The following is a 19326-nucleotide window of genomic DNA, read 5'->3' as shown; positions in this document are numbered from 1 at the left end:
GACTTATGCCGGCTGGCGGTGAGTAGATCAACAGGCTGCGAAGCCGCGTCGTCGATCACATTCGATGACGTTTGGTGAACGTCGAACGATCGCTTTCGAGTCGGGGTAAACGCGCCGCGTGAATGACGACGCACGATGAAAGCCAGGACCTGAATTGGAATCCGCTTTCCGAATTGGTTGAGCGGCCAAGAGATCCGGCTTATAGTCGACATGGGGACCACCTTAATTCATTTCTACACTCACAGGGGGAAACTGTGCGAACATGTATTCGCGGCGCTCGCGCCAAGCAATCGCGTGTTGCGTTCACGTTGATCGAACTGCTCGTGGTGATCGCGATCATCGGCGTGCTCGTCGGACTACTACTACCGGCCGTTCAGCAGGCCCGGGAAGCGGCTCGCCGGATGCAGTGCTCCAACAATCTCAAGCAGTTGGGATTGGCGCTTCACAACTATCATGACTCTCACGGCGTGTTTGTTTTCCGCAAGGGAGGTACCAACGGCAGTTCCTCGGGATTGGACGACAACTGGGGCCGATTGAGCGGGTTCGCTCCCTTGCTGCCGTATATCGATCAGCAAGCTCTCTACGAGAAGATTCAGCGAGGTGACTCGTCCCAGCCGCCGGGAGGACCCGCGCCATGGAACAGTTGGTCGGTCTGGAACAAGGTCGTTCCGCAGTATCTCTGTCCGTCCGACTCCTACATCGCGAAAGTCAAGAACAACAACTACGCCTTTAGTCTTGGCGACACGATCGCCAACAACCGGGACGACGACACTGTCCGGGGCATGTTCGCCAATCGGACTTGCTACCGCATCGGCGATGTCGGCGACGGGACGGCCAGCACGGTGGCGATGAGCGAGCACGCACGGACCGCCTACGACATCAGGTCCGCCGGGAGCGGGTTCGATCCGCGCACCGCGATCGTGATGGGGCAGACGGGACTCGCCACGAACCCGAGTGGGTGCGTCGCGACTTCGACCTCACAAGTGAAGGGGAGATTCGGAACCCGCATGTTCGATGGACAGCCCGAGTGGGTGGGATGCCATACCGTCCTGCCGCCGAACCACATCAGTTGCGCGGTAGGCACCAACGGTTCCGGGGACTCGCTCACGACGATTCTTCCCCCGTCGAGCTACCACCCCGGCGGCGTCAATGTCCTGATGGTCGATGGTGCGGTCCACTTCATCAGTGACTCGATCGACACGGGCGACACGACGGCCTCCGAAGTCATGGCGGGCAAGAGTCCGTACGGCGTTTGGGGAGCTCTCGGGACCAAGGACGGCGGCGAGCCGATTCAGAATCGGCCCTTCTAGGCTTTGTCCGATCTAAGAATTCGGGTGGCACTGGCTGCTGCTCACCCCGTGAGAAGTGATCGCGAGTTCACAACCCGAAATCGAGCGTTTGACGCGGCACTAGGTCATGCGTTTCCATCCGACATGAAGTCCGGCGGAGCCGGTTTGTCGCGATCGCCGATAGGAAAGGAATTGCTAAATGCGGACGCGACGTCCGAAAGGGATTCATTGGATCGCCATTCTCCCGGCCGCGATCTTACTCGCCGGTTGTGGCGAGCCGGCCCCGCCGCCTGTGAAGAGTTGGCCGGAGCTACAGGCGTTTCGCGATGCCGCGTACAACCTCGAAGTGACGCTCACGCAGGATAAGAACTTTCGCGCGGCCAAGAAGGAGGCGGAGAGTTTTACCAAGGTCGTCGACGACTTCGAACAGGCCGGCGTCCCGTCTGGGTTTTCGACGTATCAGCCTGCCGCGACGCAGGCCTTGGAGCTGTCGCGAAAGTTGATCGATGCGATCAGCAACGCCAGCTACACCAAGGCCCAACAACTCGTCCAACAGCTAAGCATGGAGATGGGCAAGCTGCCGCAGTTGGTGCCGCCGGTCGAGTAGCGACCGAGTCGTCCGCCGGTCGAGGTAGCGACCGAGTCGTCCGCCGGTCGAGGTAGCGACCGAGTCGTCGGACGAATCTTGACCCATCTTCTCTGCTGGCCGTCGGTGTGTTAGCAGTCCGTTGATTTAAGCGGGCCCAGGCCAGAACGAGCCATGTGGGCCAAGATCAAGGAGGAAAAGCGCAGGCGAATCCGTAGATTCGTCGCGGTTTTTCAACGCCGAGATTGGTCAAGAGAGCCGTTCGCAGCCGGCAGCGAATAGATCAACGGGCTGTTAGAGCGAGTCGAGGAAGGTTTGCATCTCCTCGGCGGCATGGATATTGCCGGTGCGCTTGGCGGCGTCAACCCCTCGCGTGAGCCAATCCTGTGCCTCGTCGATTTCCCCCTCGTCGGCGAGAAGCTGACCGATCTGAAAGTAGGCGGCCTGGTAGTCCGGATCCTTTTCCGTGACGTCCTTGAGCCGCGCGAGGCCTTCTTCGGTCTCGCCCTCCTTCACGTACTCCATCGCCAGCCCGTAGAGCAGAAACGTGTCGTCGGGACTGTCTTGAATGAGCGATTCAAGTTGCTCGCGTCGACTTGCCATGATCTCTTCCTTCTCTGAAGTTCTTAGTTGATCGGTTCGACGTAGTGACCGGCGCTCAGTTGGGCGAGGTCGTCGATCCAGCAATCGACCGCCAGCGACTGATTGAGAAAACGCCCGATGTGAAAGTCGGCCTGAAGGCACCGCTCCATCAAATCGAGCAGTGTCTCCGCGTCGAACAACTGGGCGGCTTGCTCGACGGCGGCGCGGTCGGAGTCGCGGGCGTGCACCATCCCCGCTTGCTGGTAGCGAAGACAGTCGCGGTAGAAGTCGGCGGCCATGCGAATGACATCCCGAGACCGTTCGCGGCGCGCGGCGGCCTCCTTTCCCGCCTCATCGATGAACTGTTGTACTTCCCGCGTCAGGGTGCCGCTCGGCAGCGGCTTCTCGGACAAGTGATCGTGAAGGAGACGACGCACGAGTTGCCACTCGTCAGACGAGAACTGGATCGCCCGCCCGACACTGCCATTTCCCCAGAGAGCCATGCGCCGAGCCTCGTCCTCGTCGGGTGCCAGTTCGAGGCTTGTCAGCACGCTTACGACTTGCGCGTCGGTCAGCGATCGGAAGTGCATCACTTGGCAACGACTGACGATCGTCTTGAGTTGAGATTCCAGGCTCGTCGCTAGGAGGATCAAGACCGACTGCGGGGGAGGTTCCTCGAGCGTTTTGAGAAAACAGTTGGACGATTCGACGGTGAGCAAGTCGGCGTCGTCAACGATCGCGATCTTGTGGCCTCCGCGAGCGGCCTTGAGACCGAGCGAGCCACAAAGCCCGTGAATCAGTTGCACCGGCAGCTCGTGCTTGTCGGCTGGTTTGGCGATCTGGGTGACGTCCGGATGGGTGCTGGCGGCGACTTGCACGCAGTCGGCGCAGGTGCCGCAAGGGGCGAGTTCCCGAGTGGGGCGATGGCGACAGAGTAGTCCCTGGGCCAATTCGAGCGCGAGACGTCGCTTGCCGATCCCGCTTTCTCCGACGAAGAGAAACGCGTGCCCCAACCGGCCTATCGCCAGCGCGTGCCTCAGCCGTTCGAGGATCGGCTCATGGCCGACGAGTTCGGTCCAGGACACGTTGTACCTCCACGATAATCGCTTGATGGATCTCCTCGGCGGCTTGCCGACCGTCGAAGAGACTCATGCGGTCGGCGTGTTGCTCGACCTCGGCCTGAAAGCCCCGGCGGACCTTCTCATGATAGGAACGATCGCGTTGCTCAATCCGGTCGGCGGGAGCGTCGCGGCGTTGGGCGGCCGTCTCGGGAGCCAAGTCGATCACGCCGGTCCAGTCGGGCATCAGCCCCGTGGTGGCGAAGGCTCCCACCGCACGAATGTCCTCGACGTCGAGCCCGCCGGCATGGCCCTGATAGACCAACGTCGAGAGCAGGTAACGGTCGCAGACGACGACTGATCCGCGATCGAGCGCGGGCTGTATGACCTCGGTGACGAGTTGGGCCCGGCTCGCCATGTAGAGGAGCATTTCGCTGCGAAGCGAGATCCGCATCTCCGGGTCGAGCAGCAGTCGTCGGATCTCGTCGCCGGTCGGGGTGCCGCCGGGATCGCGACAGGAGACGACGTCGCGGCCTTGGCGCGTGAGCCAATCGACGAGCAGACGGATCTGCGTCGACTTGCCCGCTCCATCGACTCCATCCAGCGAAAGGAACGTCATCCCGTCCTCTTGGTCCTCGGGGGTGGTTCTCGGCGAACTTGCGAACAGATTGGGATAGCGATTCGGCGAGGCGAGACCAAACGGGCTCGGGTCAGTCGCGATCGGGGAGGATGGCACCGAGGAAGTCGCCCGGAGCGACCGATTCGTCGGTCTCGGCGTCGATTCGTTTGAGACGGCCGCTGGTGGGGCTCGCGACATCGAAGGTGATCTCGCCGGTCAGCAACTCGACGACGCGATCGCCCTCCACGACATCGTCACCGACGCCCACGAGCCAGCAACTGACGGTGAGGGCGTCGTCCGGGCCGAGGCCAAGTTCGGGCACGACGATCGGGACGGTGGGTAGCGACACATCGGCCCTCGATTGGGATCAGACTTGCTGGCCCGCCTGCTCCCATGCTTCGTCGGCATGGTAGCTCGAACGGACAAACGGTCCGCTGGCGACATGGCGGAAGCCCATCGTCTCGGCGAGTCGGCCCAACTCCGTGAACTCCTCGGGTGGGACGAAACGTTCGACGGGGAGGTGCTTGGCGGAGGGTTGGAGGTACTGGCCGATGGTCAGCAGATCGACGCCCACCGCCCGCAGATCGGCCATGGTTTCGAGCAGTTCGTCCGTCGTTTCGCCGAGTCCCAACATGATGCCGCTCTTGGTCGCGGTCTCGGGCGAGATCTCCTTGACGAAGCGAAGGGCTTCCAGGCTCGTTTCGTAGGCCGCTTTGCGTCGGACGCGTTGTTGGAGCCTATTGATGGTCTCGACGTTGTGATTGAAGACCTCGGGACGAGCCGACATCACGGTGCGCAGGGCGTCGTGGTCGGCGTCGAAGTCGGGGGTGAGGACCTCGACGGCGGCCCCGGTCCGTTCGCGGACGGCGAGGATGCAGCGCCGGAAGTGATCGGCTCCCCCGTCGGGCAGATCGTCGCGCGTGACCGAGGTGATGACGACATGTTTCAGGCCGAGACGCTCGGCGGCCTCGGCGACCCGCGCCGGCTCGTCGTCGGCGAGGGGCTCGGGCTTACCGCGTTCGACGGCGCAGAAGCCGCAGGGGCGCGTGCAAACCCGGCCGAGAATCATGAAGGTGGCGGTCTTTCGCGACCAACATTCGGTCCGATTGGGGCAGTGGGCCTCCCGACAGACGGTTTCGAGACCGAGATCGGCGATCAGGTGATCGGTGAAGCCGAATTCCTTGCCGGGCAGGGGACGTTTGAGCCACTTGGGGAGCCGGCGCTTCGCGGGCTCGACCGCGGGGGGGGCGTCAATGATTGGGAGGGTGGGAAGATCAACCGACGACATTGGCCGCTTTCCTGACGGGGTAGATTCGGGGTGGACGGCACAGATAGTAGGCCTGGAACCCGAAGACATCGACGAATTTGCGCAGGAAGCTTTCCCGCACGGTCTCGGTGCGAATCGGGGAACAGAGTTCGCGGAACATCGACGTGGGCCGATGCTGCCCGTTGGTTGGATTCAACGTGATCCCATCGAACCATTCGGGGGGAACACAGACATTGATCCAACACCCGTGATAGGCAACCCAATTCTTGACGGCCAAACCCATTCCGGCGATTTGTCGGCCGTCGACGTGAACGCCCCCGCCATGACTGTCGTGATCGGCGCGAAGATGAAACTCGTCCAAGACCGAGAGAATCGACTCGTAGAGCGCCGTGCGATAGCGAGCCAGTCCGACCTCGGTCGGATGGATGGGGACGACGGGGTAGATCGCCAGCTGTCCGGGAGTCTGCAACCAGCAACCGCCGCCGCGATTGGTCCAGCGAATTTCAAGGCGGCGCGCTCGTAACTCCTCTTCCTCCAAGTCGATATGGCCACGGCTGCCGCGTCGGCCGACCGTGATGATCGGCGGGTGTTCGCACAGGACCAGGGCCGCTCGGCGGCGGGGTTCCTCGCTCAACTCGTAGGTCAGCCGTTGGAGAAGGAGATTGGTTTCCTCCCACGGGGTCTTGGGCAGCAGATAGACGTCGAGCGCCGTTTCGGCGTAGACGTCGTCGAGTCGTGCCCGCTGACATGACATCAGGTCATCGTCCCTTCATCTCCCCAGGAACCGCCCCGGCGATCCTCACTTCCGGTTTATTCTACCAGTCTGGTTGGTGCTAGCCTAATCCCCCTGGGACCAGTCGCTCTATCTGGGCGAGGGATCTCTTGGAAGAACCCGAACTCCCGATTAGAATTCGGGCGATTCGAACAAGGAGAAAATGGGTGACGAGAGTCCTTCACTTGGATTGTTTCAGTGGTGTGTCCGGCGACATGATGTTGGGGGCGCTGATCGACCTCGGCGTGCCGGAAGGGGAGTTGTCCAAGGAGCTTTCCACACTGGGGCTCGACGGAACGCTTCACGTGAGCCGCATCCGCAAGTCGGGGTTTGCCGCCGTCTCGGTCGAGGTCATCTCGCCGCCCGAACAGCCGCATCGGCATCTTTCGACCATTGAACGAATGATCACCGCGAGCACGATCGCCGAACCGGCCAAGGAGCGGGCTCTGCGGATCTTCCGCAAACTGGGCGAAGCCGAGGCCGCCAGCCACGGCATCGCGATCGAGAAGGTCCATTTCCACGAAGTCGGGGCGGTCGATAGCATCTTCGACATCGTCGGTACCGCGATCGGGATGAACTGGCTCGGGGTCGACCGTGTCACGTGCACGCCAATTCCGACCGGGCGGGGAACGGTCCGTTGCGCTCACGGCGTTCTTCCGGTGCCCGCGCCCGCGACGGCCCGCCTGCTGGTCGGCGTTCCGCTCGCGGATGTCGCGATCGAGTCGGAACTGACCACGCCAACGGGTGCCGCGATTGTCGCCGCCACTGTCGATGAGTTCGTCAACACGCCCCCCATGACGATCGAACGAGTCGGCATGGGAGCGGGGAGTCGCGATCTCGAGGAGCAACCGAATCTGTTGCGGCTCTTTCTTGGGGAGATCGCCTCCCATTTGCAGGAGTTTCCGTCGGGCAGGGTGTGGCAGGTCGAAACGAACCTCGACGACGTCACGCCCGAGGTTGTCGCGTACGCCAAACGCTGCTTGCTCGACTTGGGGGCGCTCGATGTTTGGACCGCACCGATCCAAATGAAGAAGGACCGTCCCGCCGTGATGCTGGGTCTCCTCTGCCACGAGGGGGACCGGGACCGTCTGGAAGCGTCCCTCTTCCGGGAGACCAAGACCTTCGGCATGAGACGCTGGCCGGTTGAGCGAACCGTGCTCGATCGGGTCTCCCACTCCGTCACGACGCGGTGGGGAGTCGTGCGCGGAAAGATTGGCACACGAGGGGACATCGAGTCTCTATCGGTCGAGTACGACGACTGCGCTCGATTGGCTCGCGAGCACGGCGTCTCCCTGGGCGATGTTCAGTCGGAGGCCCTGGAGCGGCTGCGCGACGTCGTCGCTTCCGCGGGGAAGACGCGAACGACGTAATGGGCGTTCGGCGGTGAGAGGCGAATCTCTTCCAGTTCGTCGGCCGTACGCTGAGGGACGATGGCCACAAGCTCTTCTTCGATCGTCCAGGGATTCGTGAGAGTCCGATCTAGCAGGCAGGCATGGCGATATGAACAATGCTCAGCTACTGATTATCGCCGCGATGGCGTTCCTGATCATCGTCCTGTTGTTGCGGGGGACGCGGCGCCGCAAGGCTTCCAAGAACACCAACCACATGAACGACCTGCGCAAGCAGATGGCCGCTCAGCGAGCCGACGAATCGGCCACCCAGCTCAAGGTCGAGTTGCAAGAGCTCTTTCGGGAGATGAACGCGCGCATCGATACCAAGATGCACGTTCTCAACGAATTGATTCTCGACGCGGAGCGAAAGATCAAAGAGCTTCGCCAACTCCAAGACGAGTCGGCCTTGGGTCGGGATGACGAGGCCGAGGAGGATCGCGAACCGGTCGTCGTCGAGATGGACCGATCGGTGCTGATGGGACCGGCAGCTCGGGCCGCGAAACTCGCCGCGACCCCGGAACCGGATCTCTCGTTGCCGGCGGAGTCCGAACCCGAGGAGTCCGATCAGGAGCCCAAGGACCGCTACGCGATTATCTACAAGTTGGCCGACGACGGGATGACCCCCGCGGAGATTTGCGAGGCAACGGGCCAAGCCAGGGGGGAGGTCGAGTTGATCCTGGGCCTGCGTCGACGTCGTCAATCTGAACAACGCTAGATGGTGGAGACGAGTTCGTTGGCCTGGAGTTTTGCATCGTTGACGGTGCTGGCGGCACTTGCCGGACTGCTGGGATTGCTGGCGGCCAGTCGCGGCTACCCGCGGGTGGCGAAGGGACTGGCCGGTGTCGTGGCTGGGCTCGCCGTCGCGTACGTCGCGCTGGTTGACCGCCGTTGGGGAGCGATTCTTCCCTTCGCGGGGCTCGCGGTAGCGATCGTCGTCATGAGCCTCCTGCGAGGAGGGCGCCTTCCCGCCACTGAATCGAGATGACCCTGGGCAAGCGATTCATATCTCAACGGACTGGATCAAGCAGATGACGCGACCCAAGGAGGCTACCACCATCGCGTCCGGAGCGAAACGACCCGCCAAGAACGCTGCCAAAGCGTCCGCAACGAAACGCTTCGGGACCTTTGGGGGCGTCTTCACCCCCTGCACGCTCACGATCTTGGGCGTGATCCTGTTCCTACGTTTCGGAGAAGTCGTCGGCAATGCCGGCATTCTCCAGTCGTTTCTCGTCGTGCTGATTTCGGTCGCGATCACCAGCCTGACGGCGATCTCTCTCTCGGCGGTCGCCACCAACACCCGAGTACGCGGGGGCGGCGTCTACTACCTCGTCAGCCGCAGTCTCGGAGTCGAATTCGGCGGTGCCATCGGGTTGACCTTCTTCGGGGCTCAAGCGGTCTCGGTCTCAATGTACGTGGTCGGTTTCACCGAAGCGTTCATGGCGGCCTTTCCCACGATCAACCTGCCGGTTTGGCTGATCGGTTCATTGGTCAATCTCGGCGTATTCGCGTGCGTCTACGTTGGGGCGGGCTGGACGATCAAGATCCAGTACGGCATTCTCGCCGCGTTGGTCCTGTCGCTGCTCTCCTTCTTCGCGGGGGCGCTCCCGTCGGCCAGTTGGGGGCAGTTTGTCGAGAATCTTGGTCCCGACTACCGAACGGGAAGCAGTTTCTTCTCGATGTTCGCTCTCTTCTTTCCCGCCGCGACGGGAATCATGGCGGGAGCCAACATGTCGGGAGACTTGCGCGATCCCGGCAAGTCGATTCCGGTGGGGACACTCGGCGCCATCGGGACGACGTCGATCATCTACCTCTTGATGGCGTTGATGCTCGGGGCCTCGGCGTCGCGGTCGAGCCTTCTCGACGACCCGCTGATCGTCAAGGACCTCTCGTTTTGGCCCCTCCTGGTGACGGTCGGGGTCTTCGCCGCGACCCTTTCCTCGGCGCTGAGCAGCATGATGGGAGCGCCACGCATCCTGCAAGCGCTCGCCCGCGATCAGATCTTCGCACGGCTGCGCACCTTCGCGACGGGGAGCGGGGAGAGCAACGAACCGCGGCCGGCGATCATTCTCACCGCGATCATCTCGGGCCTCGGGGTTCTCGCGGGAAGTCTCGATACCATCGCGCCGATCATCACGATGTGTTTCATGATCACCTACGGGTACTTGAACCTCGCGACCTTCTACGAAGCCTACACCGGGAATCCGAGCTACCGACCAACCTTCCGCTTCAGTCACTGGTCGACGGCGCTGGCCGGGACAGTGAGTTGTGTCGTCGTCATGTTCCTGGTGTCGCCGTTCTGGGCGATCCTCTCGATCATCGGGATCTCGGTGCTGCAGTGGTACATCGCGCGCAAGAAGATCGAGGCGGCTTGGGGCGACGTGCAGAGCGGCACGGTCTTCGAACGAACGCGGCTCAACCTTCTTCGCCTCGAGGAGGACCTCTACCATCCGAAGAACTGGCGCCCGTCCATTCTAGCGCTCAGCGGCGGGGCGTGGACGCGCCCGCACCTGGCGGTTTACGGACAATGGTTGACCGGCGGCTGCGGGATCCTCACCCTTGCCCAAATCATCGCCGGCGAGGTCGACAGTCGGCTCGAGCGCCGAGCGAGCCAGGAAGAGGCGCTGCGATCCTTCATTCGCGACAAGGAATTGGAAGCCTTTCCCGCGGTTCTCGTCGCTCCCAGCCTAACCGTCGGCATCGAGGCGTTGGTGCAGTGCTACGGTATCGGGGCGCTGCGTCCGAACCTCATCCTCATGGGATGGTCCAGCGACGTCGATCGCATGAACAGCATCGCGGGAGCCTTGAGAACAGTCGCTCGGCTTGGCCGCTCCATCGTGATCGTTCGCTACCGGGAGACGACGGCCGATCCCTGGGTCGCGCCGATGGGAACAATTGACGTCTGGTGGCGGGGAAAGGCCAACGGGCATCTACTCATCTTGTTGGCATATCTCTTCGCCCAGAACGACGCGTGGCGTGGTCGACCGATTCGGCTATTGCGAATGATCTCTTCCGAGGCCGGCCGGGAAGAGGCGACGCGACACTTGGAATCGCTCCTGGGAGATGCCCGCATTCGGGCGACCCCGGTCGTCGTCGTCGCGGACGACTTCCTCTCGACGATCCGGCATGTCTCCGGAGGTGCCGCGGTCGTTTTCCTTGGGTTCGCGCCCCCCGAACAGGGGGAGGAGCTGACCTTCTTCCACCACACCAACGACCTGATGGAGGATCTCCCCACCGTGATCAGTGTCTGGAGCGCCGGGGACTCGCACCTCGAAGCGTGAGTCCCGGAACCTCACTCCCCATCCACCCACCTGGGCCTCGTTTCCCCGGGCGAGTTCATATACCTTTCTGTTTGTTCCGGCGTCGAGTTCTCAGCCTCGGTCGCGACGCCTTTGCATTGCTCGTCAATCCGTGTCCATCGAGTACCCCCCGCGATGCCAATCTGGGAAATTGTCGTTCTCTCGCTCTATGGCCTGGTCGTCCTGGCGACGTTTTTGAACCACTTCGCACTGACGGCCGTGCTCAAGCGGACCCTTTTTTTTAAGCCCGCCGCCGAGCCGGTCGAGGACCGGGAGGTCCCGCTGGTCTCGATCATCGTGCCGGCCAAGGACGAAGAGGCGACGATTGCCCAATGCCTTGAATCGCTGTTGGGCCAGGACTATCCAAACTTGGAGATCTTCGTCGTCGACGATCGCAGCGACGATCGCACCGCGGAGATCGTGCGATCCTTCGTCGAACGCGATGAGCGGATCCACCTCGAACAGGTGACCGAGCTTCCCCCCGGATGGACCGGGAAGACGCACGCGCTCGATCAATGCCAACGCCGGGCGACGGGAGAGTATCTGCTCTTCGTCGACGCCGACACCAGGCTACAGTCGAGTTGCGTTCGCGTCACGGTCAACGAGGCGATCGCGAGCGATGCGGCGATGGTTTCGATGATGCCGTCGATGGACAGCCGCACGTTCTGGGAGCGGGTCATTCAACCGGTGGCGGGCTGGTGTTTGATGCTCCTCTTTCCGCTGCCGAAGATCAACGATCCCGAACAACTCGACTACGGTTTCGCCAATGGACAGTACATCCTGGTGCGTCGCGACGCGTACGATCAGATCGGCGGCCACGAGGCGGTGAAGGACAAATTCGTCGAGGACATCCATCTTGGACGCCGGATCCGACGCGCCGGTTTGGGGCTCCGGGTCGCGTTGGGGCCGGAGCTTCTGACGGTTCGGATGTATCCCTCCCTGTCGGCCATCCTTCGCGGGTGGAGTCGCATCTTCTACTCCGCCGTCGATGGGCGTCCCGGCAAGATGTACGGGCTTCTGTCGTTGCTCTCGATCTTCAGTGGCTTGAGCTACGTCATGTTGATCGGATGTGGGACCTTGGCGCTGCTAGGCTATTCGTGTCCCTTTCTGTGGACGATGCTCGGGCTTGGCGCGGCTCATCAGCTCTTCCAGTCCGCGCTGGCGGCGCGGGTCTATGGGCTGAGCCACAGCGATCGCCGCTACCTCGTCTTCCGGATCCTCGCGGTCGGGGCAATGTACGTTATCGGCTACCGCACCATCAAGATGTGCAAGACGGGCGAGGTGACGTGGCGCGGGACGACCTACGGCAAGGAACTCGATCAGACGTCCGCGACGGCTTGAGCGATAGACGCTGTCCGTTCGCTGCTGATGACAAGCGCGAGTCCGTTCGCGGGGAGAGTGACGCTCCGCGGAGCGGCTACGAAAGGAGCGACTCGATGGGGGTTCCCCCATCGACGATCTTCATCGGACGTCCCAGCGGGCTCATGTTCTCCTTGTGCGGATCAATCCCGAGCCGGGTGCAGAGCGTCGCGAAGAGATCGACGACCGAGACCGGCTCCTCGATCACTTCGGAGGCGTCGTCGGACGTCTTGCCGATCACTTGGCCACCCTCGATCCCGCAGCCGGCGAGGGCGACGTTGAAGGCCCGGGGGAAGTGGTCGCGTCCCCCACGCCCGTTGAGTTTTGGCGTTCGTCCGAACTCTCCCATCCAGACCACAAGCGTGTCGTCGAGCATGCCCCGCTGCTTCAGATCGGCGATGAGGGTCGCGAAGGCGGGATCGCATTGTTCGGCCAAGTTCGACACCTGTTCGAAGTGGTTGAAGTGCGTGTCCCAACCGCCGAGCGTCACTTCCACGTAGGTCGTACCGGTCTCGACGAGTCGCCTGGCGAGGAGGCAACCCTGGCCGAATCGGTTGTCACCATAGGCCTGGCGGAGGGCGGCCGGCTCATCCTTGATATCGAAGACGCCGAGCTTGGGGCTGGTGGAGAACGTTGATGCCTTCGAATAGAGGGTGCGATGGTCGCTCACCATCGCGTCGTCACCTCCCTTGGTGGAGGAACCCTCGAGTTGGTTGAGCAGACCGAGTCGGCGCTGGAATCGCTGCTTGGGGACAATCGTGTCGACGTTGTCGGGCATTTTCGCGGGATTGCCGAGCTGGAACGGGTTGTACTCGACCGGAAGAAAGCCCGCCCCGCGTGCCGGTCCGCCGATCGAGACGTAGCCGGGCAGGTCGAAGTCGGCGGGCGCGAGCTCCTTGGTCACAAGGGAGCCGAAGCTCGGATGCCGGACCGTTCCGCCGGGGATGTAGCCGGTGTGGAGCTGGTACGTCGCTCGCTGATGATTGCCTTCCTTGTTGGACATCGAGCGGATGAGGGTGATGTCCTTCATCTGCTTGGCGACCTGGGGCCAATACTCGGCGATCTCGATGCCGGGGACCGCGGTGCCGATCGACTTGGCTTCTCCCTCGGCCTTCGGTTTGGGATCGAAGGTTTCGAGGTGACTTGGGCCACCCTGCATCCAGAGGACGATGACCGACTTGCCTTGTTGACGAAGGGTGGGGGCGGCAGCCAGGAGAAGGTCCTGCCAACCCAGCATGGACAAACCTGCCGCCCCCACGCCAATCGTTCGCAGAAAATCGCGTCGCTGAATCGCTCCATGTCGATCGATGGTCGCATTGCTGACGCGTCGGATGAGATCGGTCATCGTCGTTTCCTCTCCACGTTGTTCGATTGGCTATTCCAAGGAGATGAATCAGTGATTGTTGAGAAACTCGGTGGTGTTGAGCATCGCCCAGAGAAGGTCCTCGTAGGCTTCACCGCGGGAGGCCGACTTGGCGACGTAATCCTTGGCGATCGCGTTCTCCTTGGAACTCGGCAGGCGACCGAGGACGCGTAGGTAAAGCATCTCGATCATCTCCGGATCGGATGGATAGTGTTCGAGTAGCTTCGCGAGAACCGATCCGGGACGCTTGGTGTCGATGCGCTGATGGAGCATCGGGTTGTTCATCAGTAGGAGTGCTTGGGGAATCGTTCCGTCGATGTCCGAGGCCGGCGTGGAGGGATCGAATCCAAATGCCTCGCGAAAAGTGCGTCGCGACTCGGAGGGGCGGTTGAGTCCCCGCCGAGGCCGAGTCTCCTCGAGCCCACCGAGGATGAGATCGAGGGAGTCGAAAAGCTGATCGGAAGTCAGTCGCTTGGCGGTGGCCGCGGTCAACGGGGACTCGCCGACGGAACCGTCCGGGGCGGGACTTCCCGCTGCCGCCGCGTAGGCACTGGAGTTGAGGATCAGTCGCATCAGCTCCTTGACGTCGTAGTCACTCGCCGCGAACGACCGGGACAATGCCTCGAAGAGTTCCGGATGGCGGACATCGGCCAGCAGACTCAAGTCGTCGACGGGAGTCGTGAAGCCGACGCCGGTGAGCTTGGCCCAGGCGCGATTGACGAAGGCTTTGGCGAAGTACGGGTTCCGTTTACTGGTGAAGAAGGCCGAGGCGGCTTGACGGCGCTGGGCATCGCTCAGGTCATTGCTGACGGGTTGGCCGGTGAGAAAAGTCGGTCCCATCACGTCGCCTGGGGAACCTGGATCGTCGAGATCGGGCATTCGGTAGTCGCCGAGCGGGCGCGAAAAGATCTCGATGGCGACCCCTCGGCGATTGGTGTCGACGTTACGTCTTAGCCGAGTCCGCGCTTTCCCGAAGAAGGAGGCGACTTGGTGAAACTGGTTCCGCGTCCAAGCATCCGAGGGATGATCGTGACACTGGGCGCAGGCGATCTGAATGCCAAGGAAAAGGCGGCTGGCTTCACCGGCGACATCCGCGGGCCGGCCTTCGTGGGCGGCGATGAAGTAGCCTTCGGGAGTGCTGTCGCTGAGCCCTTCCGCTCGCAGCATGTCCGAGACGATCTCGTCCCAAGGGCGGTTCTGGTTGAATTGCTCGGCGAGCCAGGTCTCGATGTCGAAGAGTCCGAGGCGTCGTTGATCCGACGCCGTTCGGTAGGCAATCGCATCCCGCCAGTAGCGGGCCCAGTGGCGTCCGTAGCGGGGTTCGCTCAGGAGTCGTTCGATGAGCTGGGCTTTCTTGTCGGGCGAGTCGCTTTCAAGGTAGTCGCGGACATCGGCCGGAGCGGGGATCTGGCCGATCGTGTCGAGGAAGAGTCGTCGCACGAAGTGGTCCTCGGGGGCCTCGCGGCCCGGGTCGGCCGAGGTGGCCGAGGACTTGATCAGCGCGTCGAGTTCGGCGATCGTCAGCGGCTTGCCGAGTGTACGAGGATCGATGAGCGAAAGCTGGCCGCCGACCTCGACCGGTTTGGCCGAGACCCATTCGAGCTTGGGGGGGAGCTTGGCTTGCGGCTGGGTCGCGCGGCGAAGGGGAGCGAACTGTTCCCGCGGCATCATTGCTTGACGCTCGTCGGCGTTGGTTAGCGTGGTGAGGAGCAGCAGCCCCAGAAGGGAACTGGGCAGCGCGACGCGCATGGGGCGACTCGTGACAACCGGCAACCGGCTCATGGGACCTCCCTCTCGGTGGTCAGATCGTTCGGGTGGAAGGGCGCGTGTGCCGATCGCGAACGATCCCTCGAAGGAGTGATTCGCTTGGCACGAGGAATTGAACCCCGACGGTGGGACGAGGTTCTTTGGGAGAGGGAAAAAACTCGCGAGATCGACCGAGGACGGTCTACCGGGAGGTGAGTGGGCGAATCAGTTTCCGTTGAGGTCGCGGGCGAACCGGTAGCCGACACCGCGAACGGTTTCGACGACGCGAGAGCGTTCGCCGAGCTTTTGGCGCAGGGAACGAATGTGGACGTCGATGGTCCGTTCGAGCACGATCGTCTCGTCGCCGATGGCGGAGGAGAGCAGGTCGGAACGGCTGAAGGCACGGCCCGGTTGCCGCATCAGGGTTTCCAGCAGTCGGTACTCAGTCGGCGTCAACATGACGGCGCTTCCGTTGCAGGTGACCGCGTGGGCGAGTCGGTCGAGCTTGATGCCGTGGTGTTCCATGACATCTTGTTCGCCGCCAGGCCGACCGCGCCGCTCGAGGAGGACACGCACCCGCTGAAGGAGCACCTTGACGCTGAAAGGCTTGGTGACGTAGTCGTCGGTGCCGACGGAGAAACCGACCATCTCGTCGATTTCCTCGGACTTTGCCGTCAGCATGAGGACCGAGATGTCGCGGGTCGACTTGTCGGCGCGTAGCTCCCGGCAGACGTCAACGCCGTCCATGGATGGAAGCATCAAGTCGAGGATGATGAGGTCGGGGACGTCGTTTTTGGCCTCGCGAAGGCCTTCCACCCCATCGGTTTGCAATGCGACGTCGTAACCTTCGCGCGCGAGGTTGAATTCGAGCACTTCGGAGATCGCGGCATCATCTTCGATGATGAGAATTCGCTGCTTCCTCATCGTCGTGGCCTGATTCACTGGTTCAAGTCCTCATCAAATGTTCGAGATCGACGGGGCTTCCATGGTGTCCCAACATATCAGAATCTCGGCGTGATGACGCATTCGCTGCCATTTCCCCGTCATCGGACGGGCGAAAAATCACCCTGAAGACCGATCCTTCGTTCAGGCGACTCGTGACCGAGACGGATCCTCCGAACGATTGGGCCAGGTGCTTGACAATCGAAAGCCCAAGCCCGGTGCCACCTAGCTCGCTCGATCGCGCCTTATCGACTCGATAGAATCGCTCGAAGATGCGGTCAAGGTCTCGTTCCGGAATCCCGACGCCGGTGTCGCTAACCTGGAGCGCGATTCCCTCGTCGACTCTCTCGGTCCATATAGCGATTCGTCCCCCTTCTGGGGTGTACTTCGTGGCGTTTTCGAGAAGATTTCGCAGGATGGTGGCCGCCCCTTCCGCGTCGGCGGTGATCTCGTCGGCGTCGTCGGCGACCTCCGCCCGCAGGGCCAGACTCTTCCCTTCGGCCTTCTCCCGGAACTGATCGACGCACGCCGCCACGATGTGTCGCAGACTCACCGATTGGATCTCGAATCCAGGCGCATGCGATTCGCAACGGGCAAGCGTGAGCATGTCGAGGATCAGGGCGCTGAGGCGATCGGCTTGCCGATTGATGCGCTCCAGGAAGTGGCGAAGCTGGGGGACGTCATTGGGATCGCTTTCGAGAATGGTCTCCGCGAAGGCCTTGATGGCGGTTAGGGGAGTCTTCAATTCGTGGGAGGCGTTGGCGACGAACTCCTGCCGGACATTCTCGAGTCGACGCAGTTCCGAGACGTCGCGGAGGACGATGATGCTGCCCGCTCCGGAAGCCAGGGAGATCGGTCGCGAGAAGTAAGTCAGGAGCCGGTGAGGGCTTAGGACCTCAAATTCGGTGCTCCACGCCGCGTTGCCGTTGAACGTCCGCGCGACCGCCTCGTGCAGGGCCGGATGGCGAACGATCTCCCAGAGTTTGCGTCCCACCGCGTCACTTCGGGGCAGGCCGAACAGACGATAGAACGTTGGGTTGGCGAAGAGGATCTGCTGATCGACGTCGATCGCGATGATTCCCTCGGGCATCGTCTCCAGCATCGCTTGCAGATCGTGTTTCACACGATCGGTGCGCAGCCAATGGCCGATCAACGTCGCGCGCATCTTTTCCAGGGCGTGAGAGAGCGAGTCGAGCTCGTCGCCGCGATGTAAGTCGAGCGAAATATCGTGCTCGCCGGAGGCGACCGCTTGCACCCGGGCGGTGAGCCCGTCGAGTCGCGCTTGCCAACTTTTCAAAAGAAACCAGGAGCAAGCGGCTCCGGAGACGAGGAGCACCATGCCGATCGCGGCCGCGGTGCGCCAAACGCCTGTCTCTTGCGTTCGAAGTGATGCCAACGGAACCGAGAGGCGGACAAATCCGACCGGAACCCCATCGAGCTCTAGGCGACGGGCGACAAAAAGCTGGCGTTCGCCGTTGGCGCGATCGGGCCGAAGAATGCTGCCGAAACCCGAGCGGGATGCTTGATCGAGTTCGGGACGGCTGGTTTCCGCGGAGTCTTGGGTTCGTTTTGGAGAGGAATCGGCGAGTAGCCGCCGTTCTTGATCAAAGAGGGAGATCCGTGCCGAGATGTCGCTAGCCAACCGATCGAGCGTGGCTTGGCTGGGCTGTTGGCCGGAAGCACTAGCGAACTTGGCGAGTTGGGGAGCGATCAACGAGGAGGTCGTTCGCAACGACTCCTTCGCTTGGCTGACCGCGACCGCGCCGAGTCGATCGCGGATGGAGGTCGCGAACACCGCCAACCCGACGATCGTCAGAGCGGCGAACGGGCCAAAGAGCTTCCAAAACATCGGCACCTCGCCTGCCTGCGAAAAGGGACCGCGGCTTGGGAGGCGGTCCGGGGCGGGCCCTTCGCTCAAAATATAGGGCTTGGATCACCCCATGTCCCAGTTTGTTCGCTGTGAATTCGTGATGGCAAATGATCTTGGGCCGGACAATGCGAGCTTGCGGATCGGCTGCCTTGAAATCGGATCGATGATGACGGATAATCCAGCGGATCAGTCAAGGAGGGCATTGGGCCAACTCGACTGCGCGTGGGAGAGGGTCGATCCTTGTTCGTCGTCTCGTTCGACCCGCGCCGGCGGTCCTCGACGCGGCGACGGCGGTCAGCGATGAGTCTCGACGCTTTCGTTTCGCGCACCGGTATGATCCTTGAGCGTCCCCATCGAATGCTTGAATCCCGCTCGATTTGGGAGTGATTCAGGCTGGGCGTGGCGATCGAGAATCGTCCGGAGCATGCGGTTGAGTTGACGGGGTTCCTTGGGGAAGCCAAGGGGACCATGGGCCCGATGGGGAAGGAGACTTCCGAGGTGTCTCGACTTTTTCATGCCGCGATCGAGAGCCTCAAGAAGTCCCTGCTCGCGGAGGCGGGCGTTGTCGAGGACAATGTGCTCACCGCCGTGAAGTCCCTTCGCGAACGCGACGCGCGGCTCGCCCAGCGAGTGATCGAGGACGATACCCGCGTCGATCAGATGGAGGTCGATCTCGAGCAGGAATGTCTCGAGATTCTCGCCCTTTACCAGCCCGTGGCAGCCGATTTGCGCTTCGTGGTGACGGTCCTGAAAATCAACGTCGATCTTGAGCGGATCGCCGATCTCGCGGTCAACTTGGCCGAGCGTGCCGAGTATCTAGCGACGCACGAGGCGATTTCGTTCCCCTTCAACTTGCCGGAAATGTCGCGGGTCGCTTCGGAGATGCTCAAACGGGCGATCGATGCGCTCGTGCGGATGGATGCCGATCAGGCTCGCGCGGTCCGCGCGTTGGACGATCAAGTCGATGCGATTCATCGCAACGCGTTCACGAAGGTCCAGGTGAGCATCCGGGAGAAACCCGAAGTCTCCGATTGCCTCATCCAGACCCTGTCGGTCGCCCACAACATCGAGCGGATTGGCGACTTGGCCTCTGGCATCGCGGAGGACGTCATCTACATGGTCGAGGGAGACATCGTGCGCCATCAACCGCCACGTCCCTCGTCACGCCGGCGCCGGGCGTGACCGA

Annotated in this window: 18 protein-coding genes; 8 read left to right on the top strand and 10 right to left on the bottom strand. The window is 62.3% G+C overall.

Going from position 1 to position 19326, the window contains the following annotated elements; all coding sequences use genetic code 11:
• The first annotated feature begins 254 nt into the window (after positions 1–254).
• Both Pan216_RS22560 and Pan216_RS22555 read left to right on the top strand, forming a co-directional pair.
• Positions 255–1310 carry a DUF1559 domain-containing protein gene (locus tag Pan216_RS22560; RefSeq protein WP_419192862.1) on the top strand — a complete coding sequence of 352 codons (1056 nt, stop codon included), beginning with the start codon at positions 255–257 and terminating at the stop codon, positions 1308–1310.
• Between the two features lie 178 nt (positions 1311–1488).
• Positions 1489–1896: a hypothetical protein gene (locus Pan216_RS22555; protein ID WP_145261623.1), complete on the top strand. Its 408-nt coding sequence runs from the start codon at positions 1489–1491 to the stop codon at positions 1894–1896.
• Between the two features lie 273 nt (positions 1897–2169).
• On the opposite strand, the gene Pan216_RS22550 is transcribed toward Pan216_RS22555, so the two are convergent.
• The 6 genes from Pan216_RS22550 to Pan216_RS22525 all read right to left on the bottom strand — a co-directional run bounded on the left by Pan216_RS22550 (position 2170) and on the right by Pan216_RS22525 (position 6155).
• Complete coding sequence (locus Pan216_RS22550; RefSeq protein WP_145261621.1) at positions 2170–2478, bottom strand: tetratricopeptide repeat protein; 309 nt, start codon at positions 2476–2478, stop codon at positions 2170–2172.
• Between the two features lie 23 nt (positions 2479–2501).
• Positions 2502–3542 carry a DNA polymerase III subunit gene (locus Pan216_RS22545; RefSeq protein WP_419192861.1) on the bottom strand — a complete coding sequence of 347 codons (1041 nt, stop codon included), beginning with the start codon at positions 3540–3542 and terminating at the stop codon, positions 2502–2504.
• Positions 3514–4134, bottom strand: a complete 621-nt coding sequence (gene tmk / locus Pan216_RS22540) for a dTMP kinase (RefSeq protein WP_145261617.1) — start codon at positions 4132–4134, stop codon at positions 3514–3516. The genes Pan216_RS22545 and tmk overlap by 29 nt, the downstream gene beginning before the upstream one ends.
• A gap of 91 nt (positions 4135–4225) precedes the next feature.
• A complete protein-coding gene (locus tag Pan216_RS22535; RefSeq protein WP_145261616.1) occupies positions 4226–4483 on the bottom strand; it encodes a biotin/lipoyl-containing protein in 258 nt (85 codons plus the stop codon).
• An 18-nt stretch (positions 4484–4501) separates the two neighbouring features.
• Positions 4502–5422, bottom strand: coding sequence for a lipoyl synthase (gene lipA, locus Pan216_RS22530; protein ID WP_145261614.1), 921 nt, complete (start codon positions 5420–5422; stop codon positions 4502–4504).
• The gene (locus tag Pan216_RS22525) at positions 5409–6155 is read right to left on the bottom strand and encodes a lipoyl(octanoyl) transferase LipB (RefSeq protein WP_145261612.1); all 747 of its coding nucleotides are present in this window, start codon (positions 6153–6155) and stop codon (positions 5409–5411) included. The genes lipA and Pan216_RS22525 overlap by 14 nt, the downstream gene beginning before the upstream one ends.
• Before the next feature lie 185 nt (positions 6156–6340).
• On the opposite strand from Pan216_RS22525, the gene larC reads away from it, so the two are divergent.
• The 5 genes from larC (at position 6341) to Pan216_RS22500 (ending at position 12201) form a co-directional block, all read left to right on the top strand.
• Positions 6341–7543: a nickel pincer cofactor biosynthesis protein LarC gene (gene larC, locus Pan216_RS22520; RefSeq protein WP_419192860.1), complete on the top strand. Its 1203-nt coding sequence runs from the start codon at positions 6341–6343 to the stop codon at positions 7541–7543.
• A 130-nt stretch (positions 7544–7673) separates the two neighbouring features.
• Positions 7674–8279 (top strand): HMG-box domain-containing protein, encoded by a 606-nt coding sequence (locus Pan216_RS22515; RefSeq protein WP_145261611.1) that lies wholly within the window; start codon positions 7674–7676, stop codon positions 8277–8279.
• An 18-nt stretch (positions 8280–8297) separates the two neighbouring features.
• Positions 8298–8549 (top strand): hypothetical protein, encoded by a 252-nt coding sequence (locus Pan216_RS22510; protein ID WP_145261609.1) that lies wholly within the window; start codon positions 8298–8300, stop codon positions 8547–8549.
• A gap of 43 nt (positions 8550–8592) precedes the next feature.
• Entirely contained in the window at positions 8593–10842 is a 2250-nt protein-coding gene (locus Pan216_RS22505; protein WP_145261607.1) for an amino acid permease, read from the top strand.
• A gap of 153 nt (positions 10843–10995) precedes the next feature.
• Positions 10996–12201, top strand: a complete 1206-nt coding sequence (locus Pan216_RS22500; RefSeq protein ID WP_145261605.1) for a glycosyltransferase family 2 protein — start codon at positions 10996–10998, stop codon at positions 12199–12201.
• 76 nt (positions 12202–12277) lie between these two features.
• Here Pan216_RS22500 and Pan216_RS22495 read toward each other — a convergent pair whose 3' ends face one another.
• From Pan216_RS22495 to Pan216_RS22480, 4 genes are all read right to left on the bottom strand, one after another.
• Positions 12278–13564: a DUF1501 domain-containing protein gene (locus Pan216_RS22495; RefSeq protein ID WP_145261603.1), complete on the bottom strand. Its 1287-nt coding sequence runs from the start codon at positions 13562–13564 to the stop codon at positions 12278–12280.
• 48 nt (positions 13565–13612) lie between these two features.
• The gene (locus Pan216_RS22490; RefSeq protein WP_145261601.1) at positions 13613–15364 is read right to left on the bottom strand and encodes a DUF1549 domain-containing protein; all 1752 of its coding nucleotides are present in this window, start codon (positions 15362–15364) and stop codon (positions 13613–13615) included.
• Between the two features lie 189 nt (positions 15365–15553).
• Positions 15554–16270 carry a response regulator gene (locus Pan216_RS22485; RefSeq protein ID WP_419192859.1) on the bottom strand — a complete coding sequence of 239 codons (717 nt, stop codon included), beginning with the start codon at positions 16268–16270 and terminating at the stop codon, positions 15554–15556.
• A gap of 4 nt (positions 16271–16274) precedes the next feature.
• Positions 16275–18119, bottom strand: coding sequence for a HAMP domain-containing sensor histidine kinase (locus Pan216_RS22480; RefSeq protein WP_145261599.1), 1845 nt, complete (start codon positions 18117–18119; stop codon positions 16275–16277).
• A 519-nt stretch (positions 18120–18638) separates the two neighbouring features.
• Between Pan216_RS22480 and phoU the strand changes: the two genes are divergently transcribed.
• Entirely contained in the window at positions 18639–19322 is a 684-nt protein-coding gene (phoU, locus tag Pan216_RS22475; protein WP_419192858.1) for a phosphate signaling complex protein PhoU, read from the top strand.
• Positions 19323–19326: the final 4 nt, after the last annotated feature.

The sequence above is a fragment of the Kolteria novifilia genome (assembly GCA_007748055.1).
In the GTDB taxonomy this organism is placed as follows: Bacteria; Planctomycetota; Planctomycetia; order Kolteriales; family Kolteriaceae; genus Kolteria; species Kolteria novifilia.
Note: the sequence above shows the minus strand (reverse complement) of the source record. Positions and strands in the feature narration are given on the sequence as shown.